General features: G+C 72.6%; 19 protein-coding genes. 18 read left to right on the top strand and 1 reads right to left on the bottom strand.

The window, feature by feature from the left end; translation table 11 throughout:
• The first annotated feature begins 4 nt into the window (after positions 1-4).
• The 12 genes from AC0680_RS08420 (at position 5) to AC0680_RS08365 (ending at position 15017) form a co-directional block, all read left to right on the top strand.
• A complete protein-coding gene (locus AC0680_RS08420) occupies positions 5-1291 on the top strand; it encodes a dihydroorotase (protein WP_478626014.1) in 1287 nt (428 codons plus the stop codon).
• Complete coding sequence (locus AC0680_RS08415) at positions 1288-1866, top strand: PH-like domain-containing protein (RefSeq protein WP_478626012.1); 579 nt, start codon at positions 1288-1290, stop codon at positions 1864-1866. The genes AC0680_RS08420 and AC0680_RS08415 overlap by 4 nt, the downstream gene beginning before the upstream one ends.
• Positions 1863-3005 (top strand): glutamine-hydrolyzing carbamoyl-phosphate synthase small subunit, encoded by a 1143-nt coding sequence (gene carA, locus AC0680_RS08410; protein WP_478626010.1) that lies wholly within the window; start codon positions 1863-1865, stop codon positions 3003-3005. The genes AC0680_RS08415 and carA overlap by 4 nt, the downstream gene beginning before the upstream one ends.
• Positions 2998-6309 (top strand): carbamoyl-phosphate synthase large subunit, encoded by a 3312-nt coding sequence (gene carB / locus AC0680_RS08405; protein ID WP_478626008.1) that lies wholly within the window; start codon positions 2998-3000, stop codon positions 6307-6309. The genes carA and carB overlap by 8 nt, the downstream gene beginning before the upstream one ends.
• Before the next feature lie 84 nt (positions 6310-6393).
• The gene (locus AC0680_RS08400; protein WP_478626229.1) at positions 6394-7503 is read left to right on the top strand and encodes a quinone-dependent dihydroorotate dehydrogenase; all 1110 of its coding nucleotides are present in this window, start codon (positions 6394-6396) and stop codon (positions 7501-7503) included.
• Positions 7500-8336 carry an orotidine-5'-phosphate decarboxylase gene (gene pyrF / locus AC0680_RS08395; protein WP_478626006.1) on the top strand — a complete coding sequence of 279 codons (837 nt, stop codon included), beginning with the start codon at positions 7500-7502 and terminating at the stop codon, positions 8334-8336. The genes AC0680_RS08400 and pyrF overlap by 4 nt, the downstream gene beginning before the upstream one ends.
• Positions 8337-8551: 215 nt before the next feature.
• Positions 8552-8875, top strand: coding sequence for an integration host factor (locus tag AC0680_RS08390; RefSeq protein WP_006607450.1), 324 nt, complete (start codon positions 8552-8554; stop codon positions 8873-8875).
• A gap of 38 nt (positions 8876-8913) precedes the next feature.
• Entirely contained in the window at positions 8914-9534 is a 621-nt protein-coding gene (gmk, locus tag AC0680_RS08385; protein ID WP_478626005.1) for a guanylate kinase, read from the top strand.
• A gap of 105 nt (positions 9535-9639) precedes the next feature.
• Complete coding sequence (rpoZ, locus tag AC0680_RS08380; protein ID WP_005319902.1) at positions 9640-9912, top strand: DNA-directed RNA polymerase subunit omega; 273 nt, start codon at positions 9640-9642, stop codon at positions 9910-9912.
• A 133-nt stretch (positions 9913-10045) separates the two neighbouring features.
• Positions 10046-11272 carry a bifunctional phosphopantothenoylcysteine decarboxylase/phosphopantothenate--cysteine ligase CoaBC gene (coaBC, locus tag AC0680_RS08375; protein WP_478626003.1) on the top strand — a complete coding sequence of 409 codons (1227 nt, stop codon included), beginning with the start codon at positions 10046-10048 and terminating at the stop codon, positions 11270-11272.
• Positions 11273-11547: 275 nt separating this feature from the next.
• Positions 11548-12756 carry a methionine adenosyltransferase gene (gene metK / locus AC0680_RS08370; RefSeq protein ID WP_384485054.1) on the top strand — a complete coding sequence of 403 codons (1209 nt, stop codon included), beginning with the start codon at positions 11548-11550 and terminating at the stop codon, positions 12754-12756.
• 122 nt (positions 12757-12878) lie between these two features.
• A complete protein-coding gene (locus AC0680_RS08365) occupies positions 12879-15017 on the top strand; it encodes a primosomal protein N' (protein WP_478626001.1) in 2139 nt (712 codons plus the stop codon).
• A 247-nt stretch (positions 15018-15264) separates the two neighbouring features.
• Here the strand turns inward: AC0680_RS08365 and AC0680_RS08360 are convergent, their stop codons facing one another.
• Positions 15265-15819 carry a hypothetical protein gene (locus AC0680_RS08360; protein ID WP_478626000.1) on the bottom strand — a complete coding sequence of 185 codons (555 nt, stop codon included), beginning with the start codon at positions 15817-15819 and terminating at the stop codon, positions 15265-15267.
• 250 nt (positions 15820-16069) lie between these two features.
• Here AC0680_RS08360 and fmt point away from each other — a divergent pair, with 250 nt between their 5' ends.
• The 6 genes from fmt (at position 16070) to AC0680_RS08330 (ending at position 22106) form a co-directional block, all read left to right on the top strand.
• The gene (fmt, locus tag AC0680_RS08355; protein WP_478625998.1) at positions 16070-17014 is read left to right on the top strand and encodes a methionyl-tRNA formyltransferase; all 945 of its coding nucleotides are present in this window, start codon (positions 16070-16072) and stop codon (positions 17012-17014) included.
• A 568-nt stretch (positions 17015-17582) separates the two neighbouring features.
• Complete coding sequence (locus tag AC0680_RS08350; RefSeq protein WP_478625996.1) at positions 17583-19016, top strand: RsmB/NOP family class I SAM-dependent RNA methyltransferase; 1434 nt, start codon at positions 17583-17585, stop codon at positions 19014-19016.
• 131 nt (positions 19017-19147) lie between these two features.
• Entirely contained in the window at positions 19148-19831 is a 684-nt protein-coding gene (gene rpe / locus AC0680_RS08345) for a ribulose-phosphate 3-epimerase (RefSeq protein WP_407285839.1), read from the top strand.
• Positions 19832-20047: 216 nt separating this feature from the next.
• Positions 20048-21064, top strand: coding sequence for a sugar-binding transcriptional regulator (locus tag AC0680_RS08340; RefSeq protein WP_384443093.1), 1017 nt, complete (start codon positions 20048-20050; stop codon positions 21062-21064).
• 111 nt (positions 21065-21175) lie between these two features.
• Positions 21176-21643 carry a guanyl-specific ribonuclease gene (locus AC0680_RS08335; RefSeq protein ID WP_478626228.1) on the top strand — a complete coding sequence of 156 codons (468 nt, stop codon included), beginning with the start codon at positions 21176-21178 and terminating at the stop codon, positions 21641-21643.
• Between the two features lie 19 nt (positions 21644-21662).
• Positions 21663-22106 (top strand): barstar family protein, encoded by a 444-nt coding sequence (locus tag AC0680_RS08330; RefSeq protein ID WP_478625994.1) that lies wholly within the window; start codon positions 21663-21665, stop codon positions 22104-22106.
• Positions 22107-22157 lie beyond the last annotated feature (51 nt).

Here is a 22157-nt window from a genome sequence, read left to right as displayed (position 1 = left end):
ACCCATGAGCAAGATCCTTATCCGTGGTGCGAAGGTGCTCGGCGGCGAGGCCCAGGACGTCCTGATCGACGGCGAGACCATCGAGGCCGTCGGCACCGGGCTGTCCGCCGAGGGCGCCGACGTCGTCGAGGCCGAGGGCAAGGTCCTCCTGCCGGGCCTCGTCGACCTGCACACCCACCTGCGCGAGCCGGGCCGTGAGGACTCCGAGACCGTTCTGACCGGGACCCGGGCGGCCGCCTCCGGCGGCTACACCGCCGTGTTCGCCATGGCCAACACCTTCCCCGTCGCCGACACCGCCGGCGTCGTCGAGCAGGTCTACCGGCTCGGCCAGGAGCACGGCTACTGCGATGTGCAGCCCATCGGCGCCGTCACCGTCGGCCTGGAGGGCAGCAAGCTCGCCGAGCTGGGCGCCATGCACGAGTCCGCCGCCGGGGTCACCGTCTTCTCCGACGACGGCAAGTGCGTGCACGACGCCGTGATCATGCGCCGGGCCCTGGAGTACGTGAAGGCCTTCGGCGGCGTCGTCGCCCAGCACGCCCAGGAGCCGCGGCTCACCGAGGGCGCCCAGATGAACGAGGGCATCGTCTCGGCGGAGCTGGGACTCGGCGGCTGGCCCGCGGTGGCCGAAGAATCGATCATCGCCCGGGATGTCCTGCTCGCCGAGCACGTCGGCTCCCGTGTGCACATCTGCCACCTGTCGACCGCCGGGTCCGTCGAGATCGTCCGCTGGGCCAAGTCCCGCGGGATCGACGTGACCGCCGAGGTCACACCGCACCACCTGCTCCTCACCGACGAGATGGTGCGCACGTACAACCCCGTCTACAAGGTCAACCCGCCGCTGCGCACCGAGCGCGACGTGATGGCCCTGCGCGAGGCCCTCGCCGACGGCACGATCGACATCGTCGCCACCGACCACGCCCCGCACCCGCACGAGGACAAGGACTGCGAGTGGGCCGCGGCCGCCATGGGCATGGTGGGCCTGGAGACCGCGCTGTCGGTCGTGCAGCAGACGATGGTCGAGACCGGCCTGCTGACCTGGGCGGACGTCGCGGACCGGATGTCCCACGCACCGGCGCGGATCGGGCAGGCCGAGGGCCACGGCCGCCCCATCTCGGCTGGTGAGCCGGCCAACCTCACCCTGGTCGATTCCGCTTACCGTGGAGAGGTGGACCCCGCGGGCTTCGCCTCGCGCAGCCGCAACACCCCCTACGAGGGCCGTGAGCTGCCGGGACGTATCACCCACACCTTCCTGCGGGGCCGCGCAACGGTCGTCGACGGGAAGCTGGCGTGACTCCTCCACTCATCCGACTGGCCCAAGCGCAGCAGTCCGCGCCGGTCACCGACTGGGCCGCACGGATCGGCTGGGTCATCGGCCTGCTGGTCTTCGTGGTCTTCGTCTACTGGCTGATGCGACAGGGCTGGAAGTGGCGCGGCACGCTCCAGGGCGACCTGCCCGAGCTGCCCGGCACCCCCGACGAGCCCGGAGAACCGCGCCTGACGCTCAGCGGCCGCTACCACGCGTCCACCACGGCCGGGCAGTGGCTCGACCGGATCGTCGCGCGCGGCCTGGGCACCCGTAGCCGCGTCGAGCTGACCCTGACCGACCAGGGCCTGGACGTCGTACGGCCGGGTGCCGCGGACTTCTTCGTCCCGGCCGCCGCGCTGCGCGGCGCCCGCCTCGACAAGGGCATCGCCGGCAAGGTCCTCACCGAGGGCGGACTGCTGATCGTCACCTGGCAGCACGGCGACCGGCTGATCGACTCCGGTTTCCGCTCCGACCGGGCGGGCGAGCACCCCGCCTGGGTCGAGGCCATCAACGCACTGAGCACCACCACCGAGCACACCGAAACGGAAGGCGCACGATGACGACCTCCACCAGGGGGACCGCCAAGATCCCCGCCGTACTCGTCCTGGAGGACGGCCGCACCTTCCGCGGCCGTGCCTACGGGGCCGTGGGGGAGACCTTCGGCGAAGCGGTGTTCTCCACCGGCATGACCGGCTATCAGGAGACGCTGACCGACCCCTCGTACCACCGCCAGGTCGTCGTCATGACCGCCCCGCACATCGGCAACACCGGTGTGAACGACGAGGACCCCGAGTCGCAGCGGATCTGGGTCTCCGGCTACGTCGTCCGCGACCCCGCCCGCATCCCGTCCAACTGGCGCTCGGTGCGCTCCCTGGACGACGAGCTGGTCGCCCAGGGCGTCGTCGGCATCAGCGGCATCGACACCCGCGCGCTCACCCGCCATCTGCGCGAGCGCGGTGCGATGCGGGTCGGCATCTTCTCCGGCGAGGCGCTGCCCGACGCGGGCGTCATGCTGGCCAAGGTGCGCCAGGCCCCCGAGATGCAGGGCGCCGACCTGTCCACGCAGGTCGCCACCAAGGAGGCGTACGTCGTCCCGGCGATCGGGACGAAGAAGTTCACCGTCGCCGCCATCGACCTGGGCATCAAGGGCATGACCCCGCACCGCATGGCCGAGCGCGGCATCGAGGTGCACGTCCTGCCCGCCACCGCCACCGTCGAGGACGTCTACGCGGTCGCACCGGACGGCGTGTTCTTCTCCAACGGCCCCGGCGACCCGGCGACCGCCGACCACCCCGTCTCCGTCATGCGCGGAGTGCTGGAGCGCAGGACGCCGCTGTTCGGCATCTGCTTCGGCAACCAGATCCTCGGCCGCGCGCTGGGGTTCGGCACCTACAAGCTCAAGTACGGGCACCGCGGCATCAACCAGCCGGTGCAGGACCGTACGACCGGCAAGGTCGAGGTCACCGCGCACAACCACGGATTCGCCGTCGACGCCCCGCTCGACAAGGTTTCCGACACCCCCTTCGGCCGCGCCGAGGTCTCCCACGTCTGTCTCAATGACAACGTGGTGGAGGGCCTCCAGCTGCTCGACCAGCCGGCCTTCAGTGTCCAGTACCACCCCGAAGCCGCCGCGGGTCCGCACGACGCCGCGTACCTCTTCGACCGCTTCGTATCCCTGATGGAGGGCCAGCGTGCCTAAGCGCACCGATATCCAGTCCGTCCTGGTCATCGGCTCCGGCCCGATCGTCATCGGCCAGGCCGCCGAGTTCGACTACTCCGGTACCCAGGCCTGCCGGGTCCTCAAGTCCGAGGGCCTGCGCGTCATCCTGGTGAACTCCAACCCGGCGACGATCATGACCGACCCGGAGATCGCCGACGCGACCTACGTCGAGCCGATCACCCCGGACTTCGTCGAGAAGATCATCGCCAAGGAGCGCCCCGACGCGCTCCTGCCCACCCTCGGCGGCCAGACCGCGCTGAACACGGCCATCTCGCTGCACGAGGCCGGCACCCTCGACAAGTACGGCGTCGAGCTGATCGGCGCCAACGTCGAGGCGATCAACAAGGGCGAGGACCGCGACCTGTTCAAGGAGGTCGTCGAGGCCGTCAACGTCAAGATCGGCCACGGCGAGTCCGCCCGCTCGGTCATCTGCCACTCCATGGACGACGTCCTTCAGGGCGTCGACGAACTCGGCGGCTACCCGGTCGTCGTCCGCCCCTCCTTCACCATGGGCGGCGCCGGCTCCGGCTTCGCCCACGACGAGGAGGAGCTGCGCCGGATCGCCGGGCAGGGCCTGACGCTCTCTCCCACCACCGAGGTGCTCCTGGAGGAGTCCATCCTCGGCTGGAAGGAGTACGAGCTGGAGCTGATGCGCGACAAGAACGACAACGTCGTGGTCGTCTGCTCCATCGAGAACTTCGACCCGATGGGCGTGCACACCGGCGACTCGATCACCGTCGCGCCGGCGATGACGCTCACCGACCGCGAGTACCAGATCCTGCGGGACATCGGCATCGCGGTCATCCGCGAGGTCGGTGTGGACACCGGCGGCTGCAACATCCAGTTCGCGGTCAACCCCGAGGACGGCCGGGTCATCGTCATCGAGATGAACCCGCGCGTCTCGCGCTCCTCGGCGCTGGCCTCCAAGGCCACCGGCTTCCCGATCGCGAAGATCGCCGCCCGGCTCGCCGTCGGCTACACCCTCGACGAGATCCCCAACGACATCACCGAGAAGACCCCGGCGTCCTTCGAGCCGACGCTCGACTACGTCGTCGTCAAGGTGCCGCGCTTCGCCTTCGAGAAGTTCCCGGCCGCCGACGCCACGCTGACCACGACCATGAAGTCGGTCGGCGAGGCGATGGCGATCGGCCGCAACTTCCCCGAGGCGCTGCAGAAGGCGCTGCGCTCCCTGGAGAAGAAGGGCAGCCAGTTCGACTTCGTGTCCGCCCCGGGCGCGAAGGCGGAGCTGCTGGAGCTCGCCCAGGTCCCGACCGACGGCCGGATCAACACCGTCATGGCCGCGATCCGGGCCGGCGCCACCCCGCAGGAGGTCTTCGACGCCACGAAGATCGACCCCTGGTTCGTCGACCAGCTCTTCCTGGTCAAGGAGATCGCCGACGAGATCGCCGGCGCCGACAAGCTCGAACCCGAGATCCTTGCGGACGCAAAGCGCCACGGCTTCTCCGACGCCCAGATCGCGGACATCCGCGGGCTGCGCGAGGACGTCGTGCGCGAGGTCCGCCACGCCCTCGGCGTCCGCCCCGTCTACAAGACCGTCGACACCTGCGCCGCCGAGTTCGCCGCGAAGACCCCCTACTTCTACTCGTCCTACGACGAGGAGACCGAGGTCGCCCCGCGCGAGAAGCCGGCCGTGATCATCCTCGGCTCCGGCCCCAACCGCATCGGCCAGGGCATCGAGTTCGACTACTCCTGCGTCCACGCCTCCTTCGCGCTCAGCGACGCCGGCTACGAGACCGTGATGGTCAACTGCAACCCGGAGACCGTCTCCACCGACTACGACACCTCCGACCGCCTGTACTTCGAGCCGCTGACGCTCGAGGACGTCCTGGAGATCGTGCACGCCGAGACCCAGGCCGGCCCGGTCGCCGGCGTCGTCGTCCAGCTCGGCGGGCAGACCCCGCTGGGCCTGGCACAGGCGCTCAAGGACAACGGCGTGCCGATCGTCGGCACCTCGCCCGAGGCGATCGACCTCGCCGAGGAGCGCGGCGCCTTCGGCCGGGTGCTGACCGAGGCCGGTCTGCCCGCGCCCAAGTACGGCACCGCCTTCTCCTTCGACGAGGCCAAGCAGATCGCCGCCGAGATCGGCTACCCGGTCATGGTCCGCCCGTCCTACGTGCTGGGCGGCCGCGGCATGGAGATCGTCTACGACGAGCCGTCGCTCGGCGAGTACCTGGAGCGGCACGCGGGGCTGATCTCCGAGCACCCGGTCCTCATCGACCGGTTCCTCGACGACGCCATAGAGATCGACGTGGACGCGCTCTACGACGGCCACGAGCTCTACCTCGGCGGCGTCATGGAGCACATCGAGGAGGCCGGCATCCACTCCGGCGACTCCGCCTGCGCGCTGCCCCCGATCACCCTCGGCGGCTTCGACATCAAGCGGCTGCGGGCGTCGACGGAGGCGATCGCCAAGGGCGTGGGCGTCCGCGGCCTGATCAACATCCAGTTCGCGATGGCCGGCGACATCCTGTACGTCCTGGAGGCCAACCCGCGCGCCTCGCGCACCGTGCCCTTCACCTCGAAGGCCACCGCGGTACCGCTGGCCAAGGCCGCCGCCCGCATCTCGCTCGGCGCCACCATCGCCGAACTGCGGGCCGAGGGCATGCTGCCCAAGAACGGCGACGGCGGCACCCTGCCGCTGGACGCGCCGATCTCGGTCAAGGAAGCCGTCATGCCCTGGTCGCGGTTCCGCGACGCCTCGGGCCGCGGCGTGGACACCGTCCTCGGCCCCGAGATGCGCTCCACCGGCGAGGTCATGGGCATCGACTCGGTCTTCGGCACGGCGTACGCCAAGTCCCAGGCCGGCGCCTACGGTGCGCTGCCCACCAAGGGCCGGGCCTTCGTGTCCGTCGCCAACCGCGACAAGCGCTCGATGATCTTCCCGGCCCGTGAGCTGGTCGCGCACGGCTTCGAGCTGCTCGCCACCTCCGGCACCGCCGAGGTGCTGCGCCGCAACGGCATCAACGCCACCGTGGTGCGCAAGCAGTCCGAGGGCGAGGGCCCCGACGGCGAGAAGACCATCGTCCAGCTGATCCACGACGGCCAGGTCGACCTGATCGTCAACACCCCCTACGGCACCGGCGGCCGGCTCGACGGCTACGACATCCGTACCGCCTCCGTCGCCCGCGGCGTCCCCTGCCTGACCACGGTCCAGGCGCTGGCCGCCGCCGTCCAGGGCATCGAAGCGATGGCCCGCGGCGATGTGGGCGTGCGTTCCCTCCAGGAACACGCCGAACATCTCATCGCGGCCCGCGAGGAGTAGGGCCCACGAGGGGGACACCGAAGCGGTGTCCCCCTCGTCATGAGCCCCCCGACCGACCCTCACCGCGAAAAGGCCCGCCGAACGATGTACCGCCTCTTCTTCCGACTGATCTTCCAGCGCATGGACCCCGAGAAGGCCCACTACCTGGCCTTCCGCTGGATCCGCTGCGCCGCGCGCACCCCCGTGCTGCGCACCTTCCTCGCCGCCGCCCTGGCGCCCCGCTACAAGGAGCTGCGCACCGAGGCGCTGGGCCGCCGGATGCACGGCCCCTTCGGCCTGGCCGCCGGCTTCGACAAGAACGCCGTCGCCGTCGACGGGATGGCCATGCTCGGCTTCGACCACGTCGAGATCGGCACCGTCACCGCCCAGCCGCAGCCCGGAAACCCCAAGAAGCGCCTCTTCCGGCTCGTGCCGGACCGCGCGCTGATCAACCGCATGGGCTTCAACAACGACGGCTCCGCCTCCGTCGCGGCGCGCCTGGCGGCCCGCAACCCGGTCTTCGCGACCACCCTCGGCGTCAACATCGGCAAGACCAAGATCGTCCCGGAGTCCGAGGCGATCGGCGACTACGTCACCTCCACCGAGCGCCTCGCCCCGCACGCCGACTACCTGGTCGTCAACGTCTCCTCCCCGAACACCCCGGGCCTGCGCAACCTCCAGGCCGTCGAGCACCTGCGCCCGCTGCTGACCGCCGTACGCGAGGCCGCCGACCGCACGGTCACCGACCGCCGGGTCCCGCTGCTGGTCAAGATCGCCCCGGACCTCGCCGACGCGGACGTCGACGCGGTCGCCGACCTCGCCGTCGAGCTGGGCCTGGACGGGATCATCGCCACCAACACCACCATCGCCCGCGAGGGCCTCGGACTGACCTCCGACCCGAAGGTGATCGCCGAGACCGGCGGCCTGTCCGGCGCGCCCGTCAAGGAGCGCTCCCTGGAGGTGCTGCGCCGCCTCTACGCCCGGGTCGGCGACCGGGTCACCCTCATCGGCGTCGGCGGCATCGAGACCGCCGAGGACGCCTGGCAGCGCATCCTGGCCGGCGCCACGCTGATCCAGGGCTACAGCGCCTTCATCTACCAGGGCCCGTTCTGGTGCCGCGCGATCCACAAGGGACTCGCCGCGCGGCTGCGCAACAGCCCCTACGCCACCCTCGCCGACGCGGTCGGCGCCGAGCACAAGAAGGTGACCGGATGACCCTGGATCCCTTTGGGACGCGCCTGCGCCGCGCCATGGACGAGCGCGGCCCGCTGTGCGTCGGCATCGACCCGCACGCCTCACTGCTGGCCGACTGGGGCCTGAACGACGATGTCGCGGGCCTGGCCCGCTTCACCCGCACCGTCGTCGAGGCGCTCGGCGAGCAGGTCGCGGTCTTCAAACCGCAGGCGGCGTTCTTCGAGCGCTTCGGCTCGCGCGGCCTCGCCGTCCTGGAGACCGCCGTCGTCGAGGCGCGCGAGCGCGGCGCCCTGGTCCTGATGGACGCCAAGCGCGGCGACATCGGCTCGACCATGGCGGCGTACGCCGAGACCTTCCTGCGCCCGGACTCGCCGCTGTTCTCGGACGCCCTGACGGTCTCCCCGTACCTCGGCTACGGCTCGCTGAAGCCGGCCGTCGACCTGGCGCGGGAGAACGGCTGCGGGCTCTTCGTCCTCGCCCTCACCTCCAACCCGGAGGGCGCGGAGGTCCAGCGGGCGGTGCGCGAGGACGGCCGCACCATCGCCGCGACCGTGCTCGGCCACCTCGCCGCCGAGAACGCCGGCGCCGAGCCGATGGGCTCCTTCGGCGCGGTGGTCGGCGCCACGCTCGGCGATCTCTCCTCGTTCGATCTGGCGATCAACGGCCCGCTGCTGGCTCCGGGCATCGGCGCCCAGGGCGCCACCCCCGCCGACCTCCCGACCGTCTTCGGCGACGCGGTGCGCCACGTCGTCCCGAGCGTCAGCCGGGGGGTCCTGCGGCACGGCCCGGACGCCGCGGCACTGCGCGCGGCGGCGGACCGATTCGCCGGCGAAGTGCGCAGCGCGCTCGATTAGGGAGCTTCCAGCGGGGACTTTGGTCCCGAATTGTCCTGGTCAGCAGAGTCTGACCAGGACTTTTCGTCTGTTCTCGCTGACTCTGACGCGATCGGCCGCTAGTCTCCGACGAGAGCAGTGCACGTAAGCGCGTTGCTCGTTGCTCCGCAGTTGTGGGGCGACTAGGTTCCACACCGGTCCGTATCCGACAGTTCGACATCCGAGGTGACGTAGGCGTGGCTCTTCCGCCCCTTACCCCTGAACAGCGCGCAGCCGCGCTCGAGAAGGCCGCCGCGGCTCGCCGGGAGCGCGCCGAGGTCAAGAATCGGCTCAAGCACTCCGGTGCATCCCTCCATGAGGTCATCAAGCAGGGCCAGGAGAACGACGTCATCGGCAAGATGAAGGTCTCCGCCCTGCTGGAGTCCCTGCCGGGCGTCGGCAAGGTCCGCGCCAAGCAGATCATGGAGCGACTCGGGATCTCCGAGAGCCGCCGTGTCCGGGGTCTTGGCTCCAACCAGATCGCGTCGCTGGAGCGCGAGTTCGGCAGCACCGCTTCCTGAATTTTCCGGCATCACCGGGAAGCTGGAATAATCGCTGCATGAGTTCTGCAGTCTCCGGGGGGACGACCCCCGCGCCCCCGGCCAGACAACCGCGACTGACCGTGCTCTCCGGCCCCTCCGGGGTCGGCAAGAGCACGGTCGTCGCGCATATGCGCAAGGTCCACCCCGAGGTCTGGCTCTCGGTCTCGGCCACCACCCGCAAGCCGCGACCCGGGGAGCGGCACGGTGTCCAGTACTTCTTCGTCGACGACGAGGAATTCGACAAGCTGGTCGCCAACGGCGAACTGCTCGAATGGGCCGAGTTCGCGGGCAACCGCTACGGCACCCCGCGCAAGGCGGTGCTGGACCGCCTGGAGGCCGGCGAGCCGGTCCTGCTGGAGATCGATCTGCAGGGCGCCCGCCAGGTCCGTGAGTCCATGGCGGAGGCCCACCTGGTCTTCCTGGCCCCGCCGAGCTGGGACGAGCTGGTTCGCCGGCTCACCGGCCGGGGCACCGAGGCGCCCGAGGTCATCGAGCGCCGGCTGGAGGTCGCCAGGGTCGAGCTGGCCGCGGAGAAGGAGTTCGACGCGACGCTCGTCAACACCTCCGTCGAGGACGTGAGCCGTGAGCTGCTAGCCTTGATGCTGCATCGATCCGAGGAGCCCAACGCCGGCGGCTGACGCCGCGGAGCTGCACCGGCCCCCGGACCGGCCGAGATTTTGCGCCGTGCCGTATGGCACAAGGCGCGTGACACCCAGGCTTCATCCCCTTTCGGAAGGTAGAGAGTGTCCTCTTCCATCACCGCACCCGAGGGCATCATCAACCCGCCCATTGATGAGCTTCTCGAGGCCACCGACTCGAAGTACAGCCTCGTGATCTACGCCGCCAAGCGCGCGCGCCAGATCAACGCGTACTACTCCCAGCTCGGCGAGGGCCTGCTCGAGTACGTCGGCCCGCTGGTCGACACGCACGTCCACGAGAAGCCCCTCTCGATCGCGCTCCGCGAGATCAACGCGGGTCTGCTGACCTCCGAGGCCATCGAGGGCCCCGCTCAGTAAGCAGCAGTACTTCACCAAGGGCCCGGCAAGGGGGCACCGCCCGGCGACTGGCCGGGGGAGCGACCGCCGGGCCCTTGGTGTGTCATAGGGGCGTACAGACCTACGGACCTTCAGCTCGGGGAGCGGCGAAGCGATGGACAAGCGGGAGCGGGAGCGGCCCAGGGTCGTCCTGGGTGTCAGCGGCGGCATCGCCGCGTACAAGGCGTGTGAGCTGCTGCGGCGGCTCGCCGAGTCCGGGCACGACGTACGGGTGGTGCCCACCGCCTCGGCGCTGCACTTCGTCGGTGAGGCCACCTGGTCGGCGCTGTCCGGCAACCCGGCCACCACCGAGGTCTGGGAGTCCGTCCACGAGGTCCCGCACGTCCGCATCGGCCAGGCCGCCGACCTCGTCGTGGTCGCCCCCGCCACCGCCGACATGCTGGCCAAGGCCGCCCACGGCCTCGCCGACGACCTGCTGACCAACACCCTGCTCACCGCGCGCTGCCCGGTGGTCTTCGCCCCGGCGATGCACACCGAGATGTGGGAGAACCCCGCCACGCAGGAGAACGTCGCCACACTGCGCCGGCGCGGCGCGATCGTCGTCGAACCCGCCGTCGGCCGGCTGACCGGCGTCGACACGGGCAAGGGCCGCTTCCCCGACCCGGTCGAGATCTTCGAACTCTGTCGCCGGGTCCTGGCCCGCGGCGCACAGGGCGCCTCGGTCCAGGACCTGGCCGGCCGCCATGTGGTCGTCACCGCCGGCGGCACCCGTGAACCGCTGGACCCCGTCCGCTACCTGGGCAACCGCTCCTCCGGCAAGCAGGGCTACGCGCTCGCCGCGACCGCGGCCGCCCGCGGCGCCCGGGTCACGCTGGTCGCGGGAAACACCGAGCTGCCCGACCCCGCCGGGGTGGACGTGCTGCCCATAGGCACCGCCCGCCAGCTCCGGGAGGCCGTCCTGAAGGCCGCGGCGGATGCCGACGCGGTCGTGATGGCCGCGGCCGTCGCCGATTTCCGTCCCGCCGTCTACGCCACCGGCAAGATCAAGAAGGTCGAGGGGCAGGAGCCGGAACCAGTCACCCTGGTCCGGAATCCGGACATCCTTGCCGAGCTCTCCGCCGACCGCGCCCGCCCCGGGCAGATCGTCGTGGGCTTCGCCGCGGAGACCGACGACGTGCTGGCCAACGGTCGTGCCAAGCTCGCCCGCAAGGGCTGTGACCTGCTGGTCGTCAATGAGGTCGGCGAGCACAAGGCCTTCGGCTCGGCCGAGAACGAGGCGGTGATCCTGGCTGCCGACGGCACCGAGACCCCGGTCCCGTACGGACCCAAGGAAGCCCTGGCAGACACCGTCTGGGACCTGGTGGCCCCGCGCCTTCCCTAGTCCCGGGCCTGCTCCCGCCCGTACGGCCGAATCTCGCCCATCGGTCACCTCAACGGCCTCACGAAAACCGGCGTGTTCCCTTGACCCGACCCATACTCAAGGTGATCGTCCTACCGTGAGGCGTGGTGTTGCAGGTCACGAGGGGTCCATAAATCGAGACCGCGTGCCCGAACGCCACATACGACCGATAAACTGGCGAGTGGATCGGGCCGAGCGCAGCTCTCGGCCCTTCCGCCAATGATCAGCCAGCAGCCGCTGCAACCCCAGGGAGCGATGTGTCCCGCCGCCTGTTCACCTCGGAGTCCGTGACCGAGGGCCACCCCGACAAGATCGCTGACCAGATCAGCGACACCATCCTCGACGCGCTCCTCAAGGAGGACCCGACCTCCCGGGTCGCCGTCGAGACGCTGATCACCACCGGCCTGGTCCATGTGGCCGGCGAGGTGACGACCAAGGCGTACGCCGACATCCCCAACCTCGTCCGCAACAAGATCCTGGACATCGGCTACGACTCGTCCAAGAAGGGCTTCGACGGCGCCTCCTGCGGCGTCTCGGTCTCCATCGGCGCGCAGTCCCCGGACATCGCCCAGGGTGTCGACACCGCGTACGAGAACCGCGTCGAGGGCGATGACGACGAGCTGGACCGGCAGGGCGCGGGCGACCAGGGCCTGATGTTCGGCTACGCCTGCGACGAGACGCCCGAGCTGATGCCGCTCCCGATCAACCTGGCGCACCGGCTCTCCCGCCGCCTGTCCGAGGTGCGCAAGAACGGGACCATCCCCTACCTGCGCCCCGACGGCAAGACCCAGGTGACCATCGAGTACGACGGCAACAAGGCCGTCCGCCTCGACACCGTCGTGGTCTCCTCGCAGCACGCCAGCGACATCGACCTCGACTCGCTGCTCGCACCCGACATCCGCGAGTTCGTCGTCGAGCACGTCCTCAACCAGCTCGTCGAGGACGGCATCAAGCTGGACACCGACGGTTACCGCCTCCTGGTCAACCCGACCGGTCGCTTCGAGATCGGCGGCCCGATGGGTGACGCGGGCCTGACCGGCCGCAAGATCATCATCGACACCTACGGCGGTATGGCCCGCCACGGCGGCGGTGCCTTCTCCGGCAAGGACCCGTCCAAGGTCGACCGCTCGGCCGCCTACGCCATGCGCTGGGTCGCCAAGAACGTCGTCGCCGCCGGCCTCGCGGCCCGCTGCGAGGTCCAGGTCGCCTACGCCATCGGCAAGGCCGAGCCGGTCGGTCTCTTCGTCGAGACCTTCGGCACCGCCACCGTGGACACCGACAAGATCGAGCAGGCCATCGCCGAGGTCTTCGACCTCCGCCCGGCCGCGATCATCCGGGACCTCGACCTGCTGCGCCCGATCTACTCCCAGACCGCCGCCTACGGCCACTTCGGCCGTGAGCTGGAGGACTTCACCTGGGAGCGCACGGACCGCGTGGAGGCCCTGCAGAAGGCCGCCGGGCTGTAAGCAAGCCCCTTCGCCGACGCAGCCCACGGCCCCGGACCGCCCAGCGGTCCGGGGCCGTGGGCTGTCCGCCGGGCGCTGCTCGCCTCCGCTCTCTGTCAGTGCCGTCTGCTAAGACTGAAGCTGTGAGCAGGCAGAACGGGCGAGCGGAGGAGGGGGCGTCGGAAGTGGGGGAGCAGCTGGCGCTGATCCGGGAGGCCGTGCGGGAGACCAAGGCCGAGCGGGCCAAGCCGCGGACCTGGCGGGGGGCCGAGCTGGCCGCGGAGCTGCCGGTGGCGCGCGTGCTGGTCGACAAGGGGCTGGTGCACCTCGACCGGTACTTCGACTATGCCGTGCCGGCGGCGATGGACGCCGAGGCGCAGCCCGGCGTGCGGGTGCGGGTGCGGTTCGGGGCGGGCGAGAAGGGCGGCCGCCGGGAGGGCGGCAAGCTCGTCAGCGGGTTCATCGTGGAGCGGGTGGCGCACAGCGAGTATCGGGGGGTGCTCGCGCCGATCGCCCAGGTGCTGTCGGCGGAGCGGGTGCTGAGCCCCCGGTTGCTGGCACTGTGCCGCGCCGTGGCGGACCGGTATGCGGGGACGCTGGCCGATGTGGTGCAGCTGGCGGTGCCGCCCCGACGGGCGCGCGCGGAGGCCAAGCCGTCGCCCGCGCCGCTGCCGCCCAACGCACCGCCCGATCCGGGGAGTTGGGGGCGGTATGCGGCGGGGCCCGGGTTCCTGGCGGCGCTCGCGCGGGGGGATGCGCCGCGTGCGGTGTGGACGGCGCTGCCGGGGGCGACCTGGCCTCAGGAGCTGGCGCGGGCGGCGGCCGCGGCACTGGCCGGCGGGCGCGGGGCCCTGGTGGTGGTGCCCGACGGGCGGGCCGCGGCGCGGGTGGACGCGGCCCTCGGCGAGCTGATCGGGGCGGGGCGGCATGTGCTGCTGACCGCCGATGCGGGGCCCGAGGAGCGGTATCGGCGCTGGCTCGCGGTCAGCCGGGGCTCGGTGCGTGCCGTCGTCGGGACCCGGGCGGCGATGTTCGCGCCGGTCGCCGATCTGGGGCTGGTGGCGCTGTGGGACGACGGGGACGCCAGCCACAGCGATCCGCATGCGCCGCAGCCGCATGCGCGCGAGGTGCTCGTCCAGCGGTCGGTGAGCGAGCGGGCCGGCTTCCTGCTGGGCGGACTGAGCTGCACGGTCGAGGCGGCACAGCTGGTCGGGACCGGCTGGGCGCGGCCGCTGGCGGCGGAGCGCGAGCAGGTGCGGACCGCCGCGCCGCTGGTGCGTACGGTCGGGGACGGCGACGAGGCGCGCGATGCCGCGGCGCGGGCGGCCCGGCTGCCGACGATGGCGTGGCAGGTGGTGCGGGAGGGGCTCAAGCGCGGCCCGGTGCTGGTGCAGGTGCCGCGCCGCGGATATGCGCCCCGGCTGGCGTGCGAGCGCTGTCGTACCCCGGCGCGGTGCCGGGCCTGCGCCGGCCCACTGGAGGCACAGGCGGCGGGGGAGCTGGGCTGCGCCTGGTGCGGACGCCCGGAGCCGGACTGGCACTGCGCCGAGTGCGGCGGCGCCCGGCTGCGGGCCCAGATCGTGGGGGCGCGGCGGACGGCGGAGGAGCTGGGCCGGGCCTTCCCGGCGGTCCCGGTGCGGACGTCCGGGCGCGACCATGTGCTGGCCTCGGTCCCCGAAGTGCCCGCGCTCGTGGTGAGCACTCCGGGCGCGGAGCCGGTGGCCGAGGGCGGCGGCTACGCGGCCGCGCTGCTGCTGGACGGCTGGGCGCTGCTCGGGCGACCGGATCTGAGGGCCGGGGAGGAGGCGCTGCGCCGCTGGCTGGGCGCCGCGGCGCTGGTCCGTGGCCAGGCCGAGGGCGGCACGGTCGCGGTGATCGCGGAGCCCACGCTGCGGCCCGTGCAGGCGCTGGTGCGCTGGGATCCGGTCGGCCATGCGGTCCGCGAGCTGAGCGAGCGGGCCGAGCTGGGGTTCCCCCCGGTGTCCCGGATGGCCTCGGTGGCCGGTCGTCCCGAGGACGTCGTCGAGCTGCTGAGAGCCGCCGAACTCCCCGAGGGCGCCGAGGTGTTGGGGCCGGTCCCGTTGCCGGTTCTGGACCCCGGGCGGCCGCGCCGGCCGGGCGACCCGCCCGCCGGTGAGGAGTGGCAGCGCGCGCTCGTACGGGTCCGTCCCGGCCAGGGGACGGCGCTCGCCGCGGCGCTCAAGGCGGCCCGGGCGGCGCGGCTGGTCAAACGGGAGGGAGAGGCGGTACGAGTACGGATCGACCCGCCGGACCTGGGATGAACAGCGACGGCCGGGGGCCGTGACCGTCGGCTCCGCTCCTCACGGCTGCCACGGTCCGCCCGCTCCACACCGGCGCCGCTCTGCCGCCGCGGCACCGTGGACGAAGGACCGCGGATGGCTCATGGCCCTCGCACCGTGGACACGGAGCCGCGGACATGGCGCCGCCCCGGGGCCGTGGCCGGCGCTCGATCCCGGGGCGTTGGCGAGCGTGCGAAGGGCCGCGCCCGGTGTGGCCGGTGAAACGGAGTCAGCCGTTGCGGGGGCCGGGGAAGGCGCCCGGCCGGGTCGCCTCGTCGCGGGCGGCGGGCCCGGAGGGCTGTGCGGGCAGGGAGCGGGAGCCGGGCACGGTCGGTGCGCTCGGGAGTCCGGTGGCCATGGTCACCGCGCGGGCCGGGGAGGACTCGGGCGAACGCACCGCCGGTTCGCCGCCGCTGTCGGCCGCGGGCTGGGCGGCGGCCCTGCGGGCTCCGTAACGGCGGTGCACGGCTTGCTTGGTGACGCCGAGCGCCGAGCCCACCGCGTCCCACGAGAAGCCCAGCGAACGGTCGAAGTCGACCGCGGCCGTGACGAGTGTCTCGACACTGTCCCGCAACTCCTGGGCGAGGCGGACGGTCGGCGCGGGCGCGCGTCCGTAGACGACGAAGCCGGCGGAGGGTCCGGTACGCCGCGGCCGGTAGACGTTGCCGAGCTGAGCGGTCAGCGTGCGCAGTGCGTCCACCTGCCGGCGGACCCGCTCGATGTCCCGCACCAGGAGATGCAGGCTGGCGCGCGCCTGGGCGTCGTGGGTTGCGTGGTCGGCCATGAGCAAGCCTCTCGAACCGGCGTGGAAAAGGAAGGGTTAATGCGATCGGGCCGCCAAGGCGGCCCGGTCGTGGGTCAATGCTGTTTGACCAACGCGACAGCAGCGGCTCTGGTCACGGTATGGGGGCGTACGAGCTTCCGTGCGAGGCGCGGGAAATGTCGTACGCCCCCTGGATCCACCGCTGTGAAGCGGACCAAGCCCCATAGACTGGTGCGTCGTTCCGCTGCGTGTGAGAGGTAGATCGCCACCTATGAGGCTTGTCTTCGCCGGTACCCCCGAGGTCGCCGTACCCGCCCTCGATGCCCTGATCGCCTCGGACCGGCACGACGTCGTGGCCGTCGTGACCAGGCCCGACGCGCCCGCCGGCCGCGGACGGAGGCTGGTGGCCAGCCCCGTCGCGGAGCGCGCGCAGGAGGCCGGCATCGAGGTCCTCAAGCCCCTCAAGCCGCGCGACGAGGACTTCCTGGCCCGGCTGCGGGAGATCGCGCCGGACTGCTGCCCGGTGGTCGCCTACGGTGCGCTGCTGCCGAAGGTCGCACTCGACATCCCCGCCCAGGGGTGGGTCAATCTGCACTTCTCGCTGCTGCCCGCGTGGCGGGGCGCGGCACCCGTCCAGCACGCGGTGCTCGCGGGCGACGAGGTGACCGGCGCCTCGACCTTCCTGATCGAGCAGGGGCTGGACTCCGGCCCGGTCTACGGGGTGCTGACCGAGGAGGTCCGTCCGACGGACACCAGCGGCGATCTGCTCACCCGGCTGGCGTTCGCCGGTGCCGGACTGCTCGTCGCGACGATGGACGGCATCGAGGACGGCACGCTCCAGGCCGTACCGCAGCCGTCCGAGGGCATCACGCTCGCGCCGAAGATCGAGGTCGAGGACGCCAGGGTGGACTGGACGACGCCGGCGCTCCGCGTCGACCGGGTGATCCGCGGCTGTGCGCCCGCGCCGGGGGCCTGGACGGTCTTCCGCGGCGAGCGCCTCAAGCTGATGTCGGCCGCCTCCGCCGCCGGGCACGCCGAACTCGGCCTCGCGCCCGGCGAACTGGCCGTCACGAAGAAGGCCGTGTACGTCGGCACCGGCAGCCACCCCGTCGAACTGGTCTGGGTCCAGCCGCAGGGCAAGAAGCCGATGAAGGCGGCGGACTGGGCGCGCGGCGTACGCATCGAGAAGGGCGAGCGAGTGGGGGACATGCCCTAAGAGGCTGCCGGGGCGGGGGCCTTAGGGGGCGGGCGAACAGATCCCGTAGGGGGTGCGGGCGCCCCTTGCGAGCCACAACGTGGTGGGGGCGGAGGGTATTCCAGCGGGTGGGGCCGGGAGATGCTGTTCCAAGCGGCGGGTCCGGGAGATGCCGCTCCGAGTGGTGGGGCCGGGAGATGCTCCCAGCGGTGGGGCCGGGCGGAGTCTCCGGCGGTGTCCGGGCGTGGCCTCCAGCGGTGGGTCCGGGAGGAGCTGCTCCGAGCGGTGGGGACGGGAGACGCCGCACCGAGGGGGGCCGGGAGATGCTCCCAGCGATGGGTCCGGGCGGGGTCTCCAGCGGTGGGTCCGGGCGGCGCCCCCCCCGGGCCACGGTCGGTCGTCGCCTCCAGGCCACCGCCGCTCGTCGCCCCCCAGGCCACCGTCGGTCGTCCCTGCGGGCCACCGCCGGTCGTTCTCCTAGGCGCCGCCGCCGGTCGTCCCTGGGGGCTGCTGCCGGGCGGGCCGCGTAGGCTGGGACGGGCCCCTTATGTGGGCGGAACCCCTATCCCGTATCCGGAGCACCTTTTCTGTGAGTGAGCAGCCCCGCCGTCGCCCCAGCAAGCCCTATCGCCGCCCGAAGAAGGACCCGGTCAGGATCCTCGCGTTCGAGGCGTTGCGGGCCGTCGACGAGCGGGACGCGTACGCCAACCTCGTCATGCCGCCGCTGCTGCGCAAGGCCCGTGAGAGCGGTGGTTTCGACAGCCGGGACGCGGCGCTGGCGACCGAGCTGGTCTACGGGTCGCTGCGGCGCCAGGGGACGTACGACGCGATCATCGCGCAGTGCGTGGACCGGCCGCTGCGGGAGGTGGACCCGCCGGTCCTGGACGTGCTGACGCTCGGCGCGCATCAGCTGCTCGGCACCCGGATCCCCACCCACGCCGCGGTCAGCGCCACCGTCGAGCTGGCGCGGGTGGTGCTCGGCGACGGGCGGGCGAAGTTCGTCAACGCGGTGCTGCGCAAGGTCGCCGCCCATGATCTGGACGGCTGGCTGGAGCGGGTCGCCCCGGAGTACGACGAGGACCCCGAGGACCACCTCGGCGTCGTGCACGCCCACCCCCGCTGGATCGTCTCGGCGCTGTGGGACGCCCTCGGCGGCGGCCGCGCCGGTATCGAGGACCTGCTGGAGGCGGACAACGAGCGTCCCGAGGTGACGCTGGTGGCGCGGCCGGGCCGGGCCACCACCGAGGAGCTGACGGCGGCCGCCGGCGAGGAGGGCGCACTGCCCGGGCGCTGGTCGCCGTACGCGGTCCGGCTCGCGGAGGGCGGTGAGCCCGGCGCGCTGGACGCGGTACGCGAGGGACGCGCCGGTGTGCAGGACGAGGGCAGCCAGCTGGTCGCCCTGGCGCTGGCCAACGCGCCGGTCGAGGGGGCCGACCGCGCCTGGCTCGACGGCTGCGCGGGCCCCGGCGGCAAGGCGGCGCTGCTGGCCGCCCTCGCCGCGGAGCGCGGTGCGGCCCTGCTGGCGTCGGAGAAGCAGCCGCACCGTGCGCGGCTGGTGGCCCGTGCGCTGGAGGGCAACCCCGGCCCGTACACGGTGATCGCCGCCGACGGCACCCGCCCGGCCTGGCGGCCCGGCGCCTTCGACCGGGTCCTGATGGACGTGCCGTGCACCGGCCTGGGGGCGCTGCGTCGGCGGCCGGAGGCCCGCTGGCGGCGCCGCCCGGAGGACCTGGACGGCTTCGCCCCGCTGCAGCGCGAGCTGCTGCGGCAGGCGCTCGCGGCGGTGCGGGTCGGCGGCGTCGTCGGCTATGCGACGTGTTCGCCGCACCCGGCCGAGACCCGGGCCGTGGTGGACGACGTCATCAAGGGCCGCGGCGGGGCGCCGGTACAGGTGGAGTGGGTCGACGCACGGCCGCTGATGCCGGGCGTACCGGCGCTCGGCGACGGCCCCGACGTGCAGCTGTGGCCCCACCTGCACGGCACCGACGCGATGTATCTGGCGCTGCTGCGCCGGACGGGCTGAGCAAGCGCGGCGGGCCGAGGAAGAGGCAGGGGAAGGGCTGAGGAGCGGTCGGGTGGCGGCCTGGTGGGCGAGGCGGCCGCCCGGGCGGTCCCGGCTCCGGCCCCGCCCGGCCGGGACGCCATACTGGTCCCATGGCCTTGATCAACCCCAGCATCCTGTCCGCAGACTTCGCCCGGCTCGCCGAGGAGGCGAAGGCCGTCGAGGGCGCCGACTGGCTGCACGTCGACGTCATGGACAACCACTTCGTCCCGAACCTCACCCTCGGCGTGCCGGTCGTCGAGTCGCTGAGCAAGGCGACGGACACCCCGCTCGATCTGCATCTGATGATCGAGGACCCGGACCGCTGGGCGCCGCAGTACATCGAGGCCGGGGCCGGGTCGGTGACCTTCCACGCGGAGGCGGCCGCCGCGCCGGTGCGGCTGGCGCGGGAGATCCGGGCCAAGGGCGCGCGGGCGTCGATGGCGCTCAAGCCGGCCACGCCCATCGAGCCGTACGAGGATCTGCTCCCCGAGCTGGACATGCTGCTGATCATGACCGTGGAGCCTGGCTTCGGCGGTCAGGCGTTCCTGGACATCATGCTGCCGAAGATCCGCCGCACCCGTGAGCTGATCTCCCGGCACGGGCTCCAGCTGTGGCTCCAGGTGGACGGCGGGGTCTCCGCCTCGACGATCGAGCGCTGCGCGGAGGCCGGGGCCGATGTGTTCGTGGCCGGTTCGGCGGTCTACGGCGCGGACGATCCGGCCAAGGCGGTGCGGGACCTGCGGGAGAAGGCCGAGGCGGCGACCGCGGCGGCGGGCTGGGGCTGCGCGCACTGAATTCGGGACGCGGGGCCGGCGGCCCGGCCGGTGCGCCACGGAGATGCCCTCGTGGCCCGGCCGCGCCGCCAGTTGTCCGTTGCGCAATCGAGCGTTCACGACGGTCGAGGCGCCGATGGTCCCCGTTGGCCTCGGGTTTCTGAAAGGATGAGCAAAGACTCGATCAGATGCGCAAAAGGGGAGAATTTCGTGGTAGCCAGCCGCCCACAGTCCGGAATGGGCCCTGCCGAGCTGGTGCAGGCTGCGGCCATGGCCCGCCGTTTCTATCTTGAGGGAAAGTCGAAGATCCAGATCGCGGAGGAGTTCGGCGTCAGCCGCTTCAAGGTCGCGCGGGTGCTGGAGACGGCACTGGAGCGCGATCTCGTACGGATCGAGATCCGGGTGCCCTCCGAACTGGACGCCGAACGCTCCGACGCCCTGCGGGCCCGCTACGGCCTGCGGCACGCGGTGGTCGTCGAGTCGCCCGCGGACGCTCCCCCCGCCTTCGGCGGCCAGACCCCGCCCGACGACGCCGCCGACCCCGAGAACCTCGGTGAGGTCGCCGCCGACCTGCTCGGCGAGCTCGTCAACGAGGGCGATGTGCTCGGGCTCGCCTGGGGCCGTTCGACCATTCACATGGCGGCCGCGCTGCACCGGCTCCCGCCGTGCACCGTCGTGCAGTTGACCGGGGTCTACGACGCGGGCACCGCCGACCGGGGCTCGGTCGAGGCGGTGCGCCGCGCGGCCGACGTCTCCGGGGGCGAGGCGCACCCGATCTACGCGCCGATGCTGCTGCCCGACTCGGCGACCGCCGAGGCGCTGCGCCGCCAGACCGGCATCGCCCGGGCCTTCGAGTACTTCGACAAGGTCACCGTCGCCTGCGTCTCCATCGGCTCCTGGGAGCCGGGCGTCTCGACCGTCTACGACATGCTGAGCGAGCAGGAGCGGGAGCACTACGCCTCGCTGGGCGCGGCCGCCGAGATGTCCGCGCACCTCTTCGACGCCGAGGGCCGCCGGATCGGCCGGGACCTGGGCGAGCGGTGCATCACGGTCGAGGCGGACCGGCTGCGCCGTATCCCGGAGGTCGTCGCCATCGCGGGCGGCCGGCGCAAGGCCGCGGCGATCGGCGCGGTGCTGCGCTCGGGGCTGGTGACGAGCCTGGTCACCGACACCGCCGCCGCCGATCACCTGCTGCTGGAGACCGGCCCCGGGCCGCGACCGGCGCTGGACCGGGCGGACCCCGACGGGCGGTGATGCCCGCCGGGTGGCCGCGGAGCCCGGCCACCCCCGGTGCGCTCGCCGCCGGCCACCCCTGACGCGCCCATCGGCGAGCGGCTCGCGCACGCCTGTGACAGCATCGGCGCCATGGAGATCCACTCCGCCCCGCGCCGAGCCGCCGCCGTCCTCGGCGCGCTGCTCGCCGGCCTGCTCCTCGTCCTCACCGGATGCGCCACCGGCGGTGGCGACAACGGGAGTTCACCCGGATCGCCGCGGGCCGCGGCCACCGTCGCCACCCCCGCGCCGGGCGCCTCCGCCGTACCCGACTGGGCGCGCGGCATGCCGGTCGTCCCGGTCGGCGCCCTGCCCTCCCAGGCGCGGGACACCCTGGCGCTCATCGACGCCGGCGGGCCCTTCCCCTACCGGCAGGACGGGACCGTCTTCGGCAACCGCGAGGGCCTGCTGCCCCGTCAGAAGCGCGGCTACTACCACGAGTACACGGTCCCCACGCCCGCCTCTCCGGACCGCGGCGCCCGCCGCCTGGTCACCGGCCGGGGCCACGAGACGTACTACACCGACGACCACTACCGAAGCTTCAAGGCGGTGCTGCGATGACCGGCAAGGCGGTACGGCGATGACGGGCACGGTGCCGCGGCCGCTCAAGGCGGTGCTCGACGGCAGTACGCCCCCCGGGGTGCTGACCTGGCCCGCCGAGCGCCCGGTGGCCGACGCCCTGGCGGCCGCCCGGGACGCCGGCTGGACCGGGGCGTCGCTGGAGCTGGACGGGGCCCGGGACAAGGCCGCCTTCATGGAGCGGTGCGCCGGTGCGCTGCGGCTGCCGGCCTGGTTCGGCCACAACTGGGACGCGCTCGCCGACTGCCTCACCGACCTGTCGTGGTGCCCGGCCGACCGCGGCCGGCTGCTGGTCGTCACCGACTGGCAGGGCTACGCGGCCGCCGCGCCCGACGACTGGAGCATCGTGGAGTCCGTGCTCGCGGACGCGGTGGGCTACTGGCGTGACACGGACACCGGACTGGCCGTGATCATGGCCCGTGGGCGGGGCCGTCAGGGGGCGTAGCGGCCTGACCAGGGGCGGCCCGGGAGGAAGCCGCGGGCGGCGTTGGGGGAT

It is taken from the genome of Streptomyces sp. NPDC043738, assembly GCF_056436545.1.
This window is presented reverse-complemented; position numbering and strand designations above follow the sequence as displayed.

Coding starts and splice junctions, on each gene's coding strand:
- AC0680_RS08420 (WP_478626014.1), top strand. CDS start 5: ATGAGCAAGATCCTTATCCGTGGTGCGAAGGTGCTCGGCGGCGAGGCC.
- carA (WP_478626010.1), top strand. CDS start 1,863: ATGACGACCTCCACCAGGGGGACCGCCAAGATCCCCGCCGTACTCGTC.
- AC0680_RS08400 (WP_478626229.1), top strand. CDS start 6,394: ATGTACCGCCTCTTCTTCCGACTGATCTTCCAGCGCATGGACCCCGAG.
- pyrF (WP_478626006.1), top strand. CDS start 7,500: ATGACCCTGGATCCCTTTGGGACGCGCCTGCGCCGCGCCATGGACGAG.
- gmk (WP_478626005.1), top strand. CDS start 8,914: ATGAGTTCTGCAGTCTCCGGGGGGACGACCCCCGCGCCCCCGGCCAGA.
- coaBC (WP_478626003.1), top strand. CDS start 10,046: ATGGACAAGCGGGAGCGGGAGCGGCCCAGGGTCGTCCTGGGTGTCAGC.
- AC0680_RS08360 (WP_478626000.1), bottom strand. CDS start 15,819: ATGGCCGACCACGCAACCCACGACGCCCAGGCGCGCGCCAGCCTGCAT.
- fmt (WP_478625998.1), top strand. CDS start 16,070: ATGAGGCTTGTCTTCGCCGGTACCCCCGAGGTCGCCGTACCCGCCCTC.
- rpe (WP_407285839.1), top strand. CDS start 19,148: ATGGCCTTGATCAACCCCAGCATCCTGTCCGCAGACTTCGCCCGGCTC.
- AC0680_RS08340 (WP_384443093.1), top strand. CDS start 20,048: ATGGGCCCTGCCGAGCTGGTGCAGGCTGCGGCCATGGCCCGCCGTTTC.
- AC0680_RS08335 (WP_478626228.1), top strand. CDS start 21,176: ATGGAGATCCACTCCGCCCCGCGCCGAGCCGCCGCCGTCCTCGGCGCG.
- AC0680_RS08330 (WP_478625994.1), top strand. CDS start 21,663: ATGACGGGCACGGTGCCGCGGCCGCTCAAGGCGGTGCTCGACGGCAGT.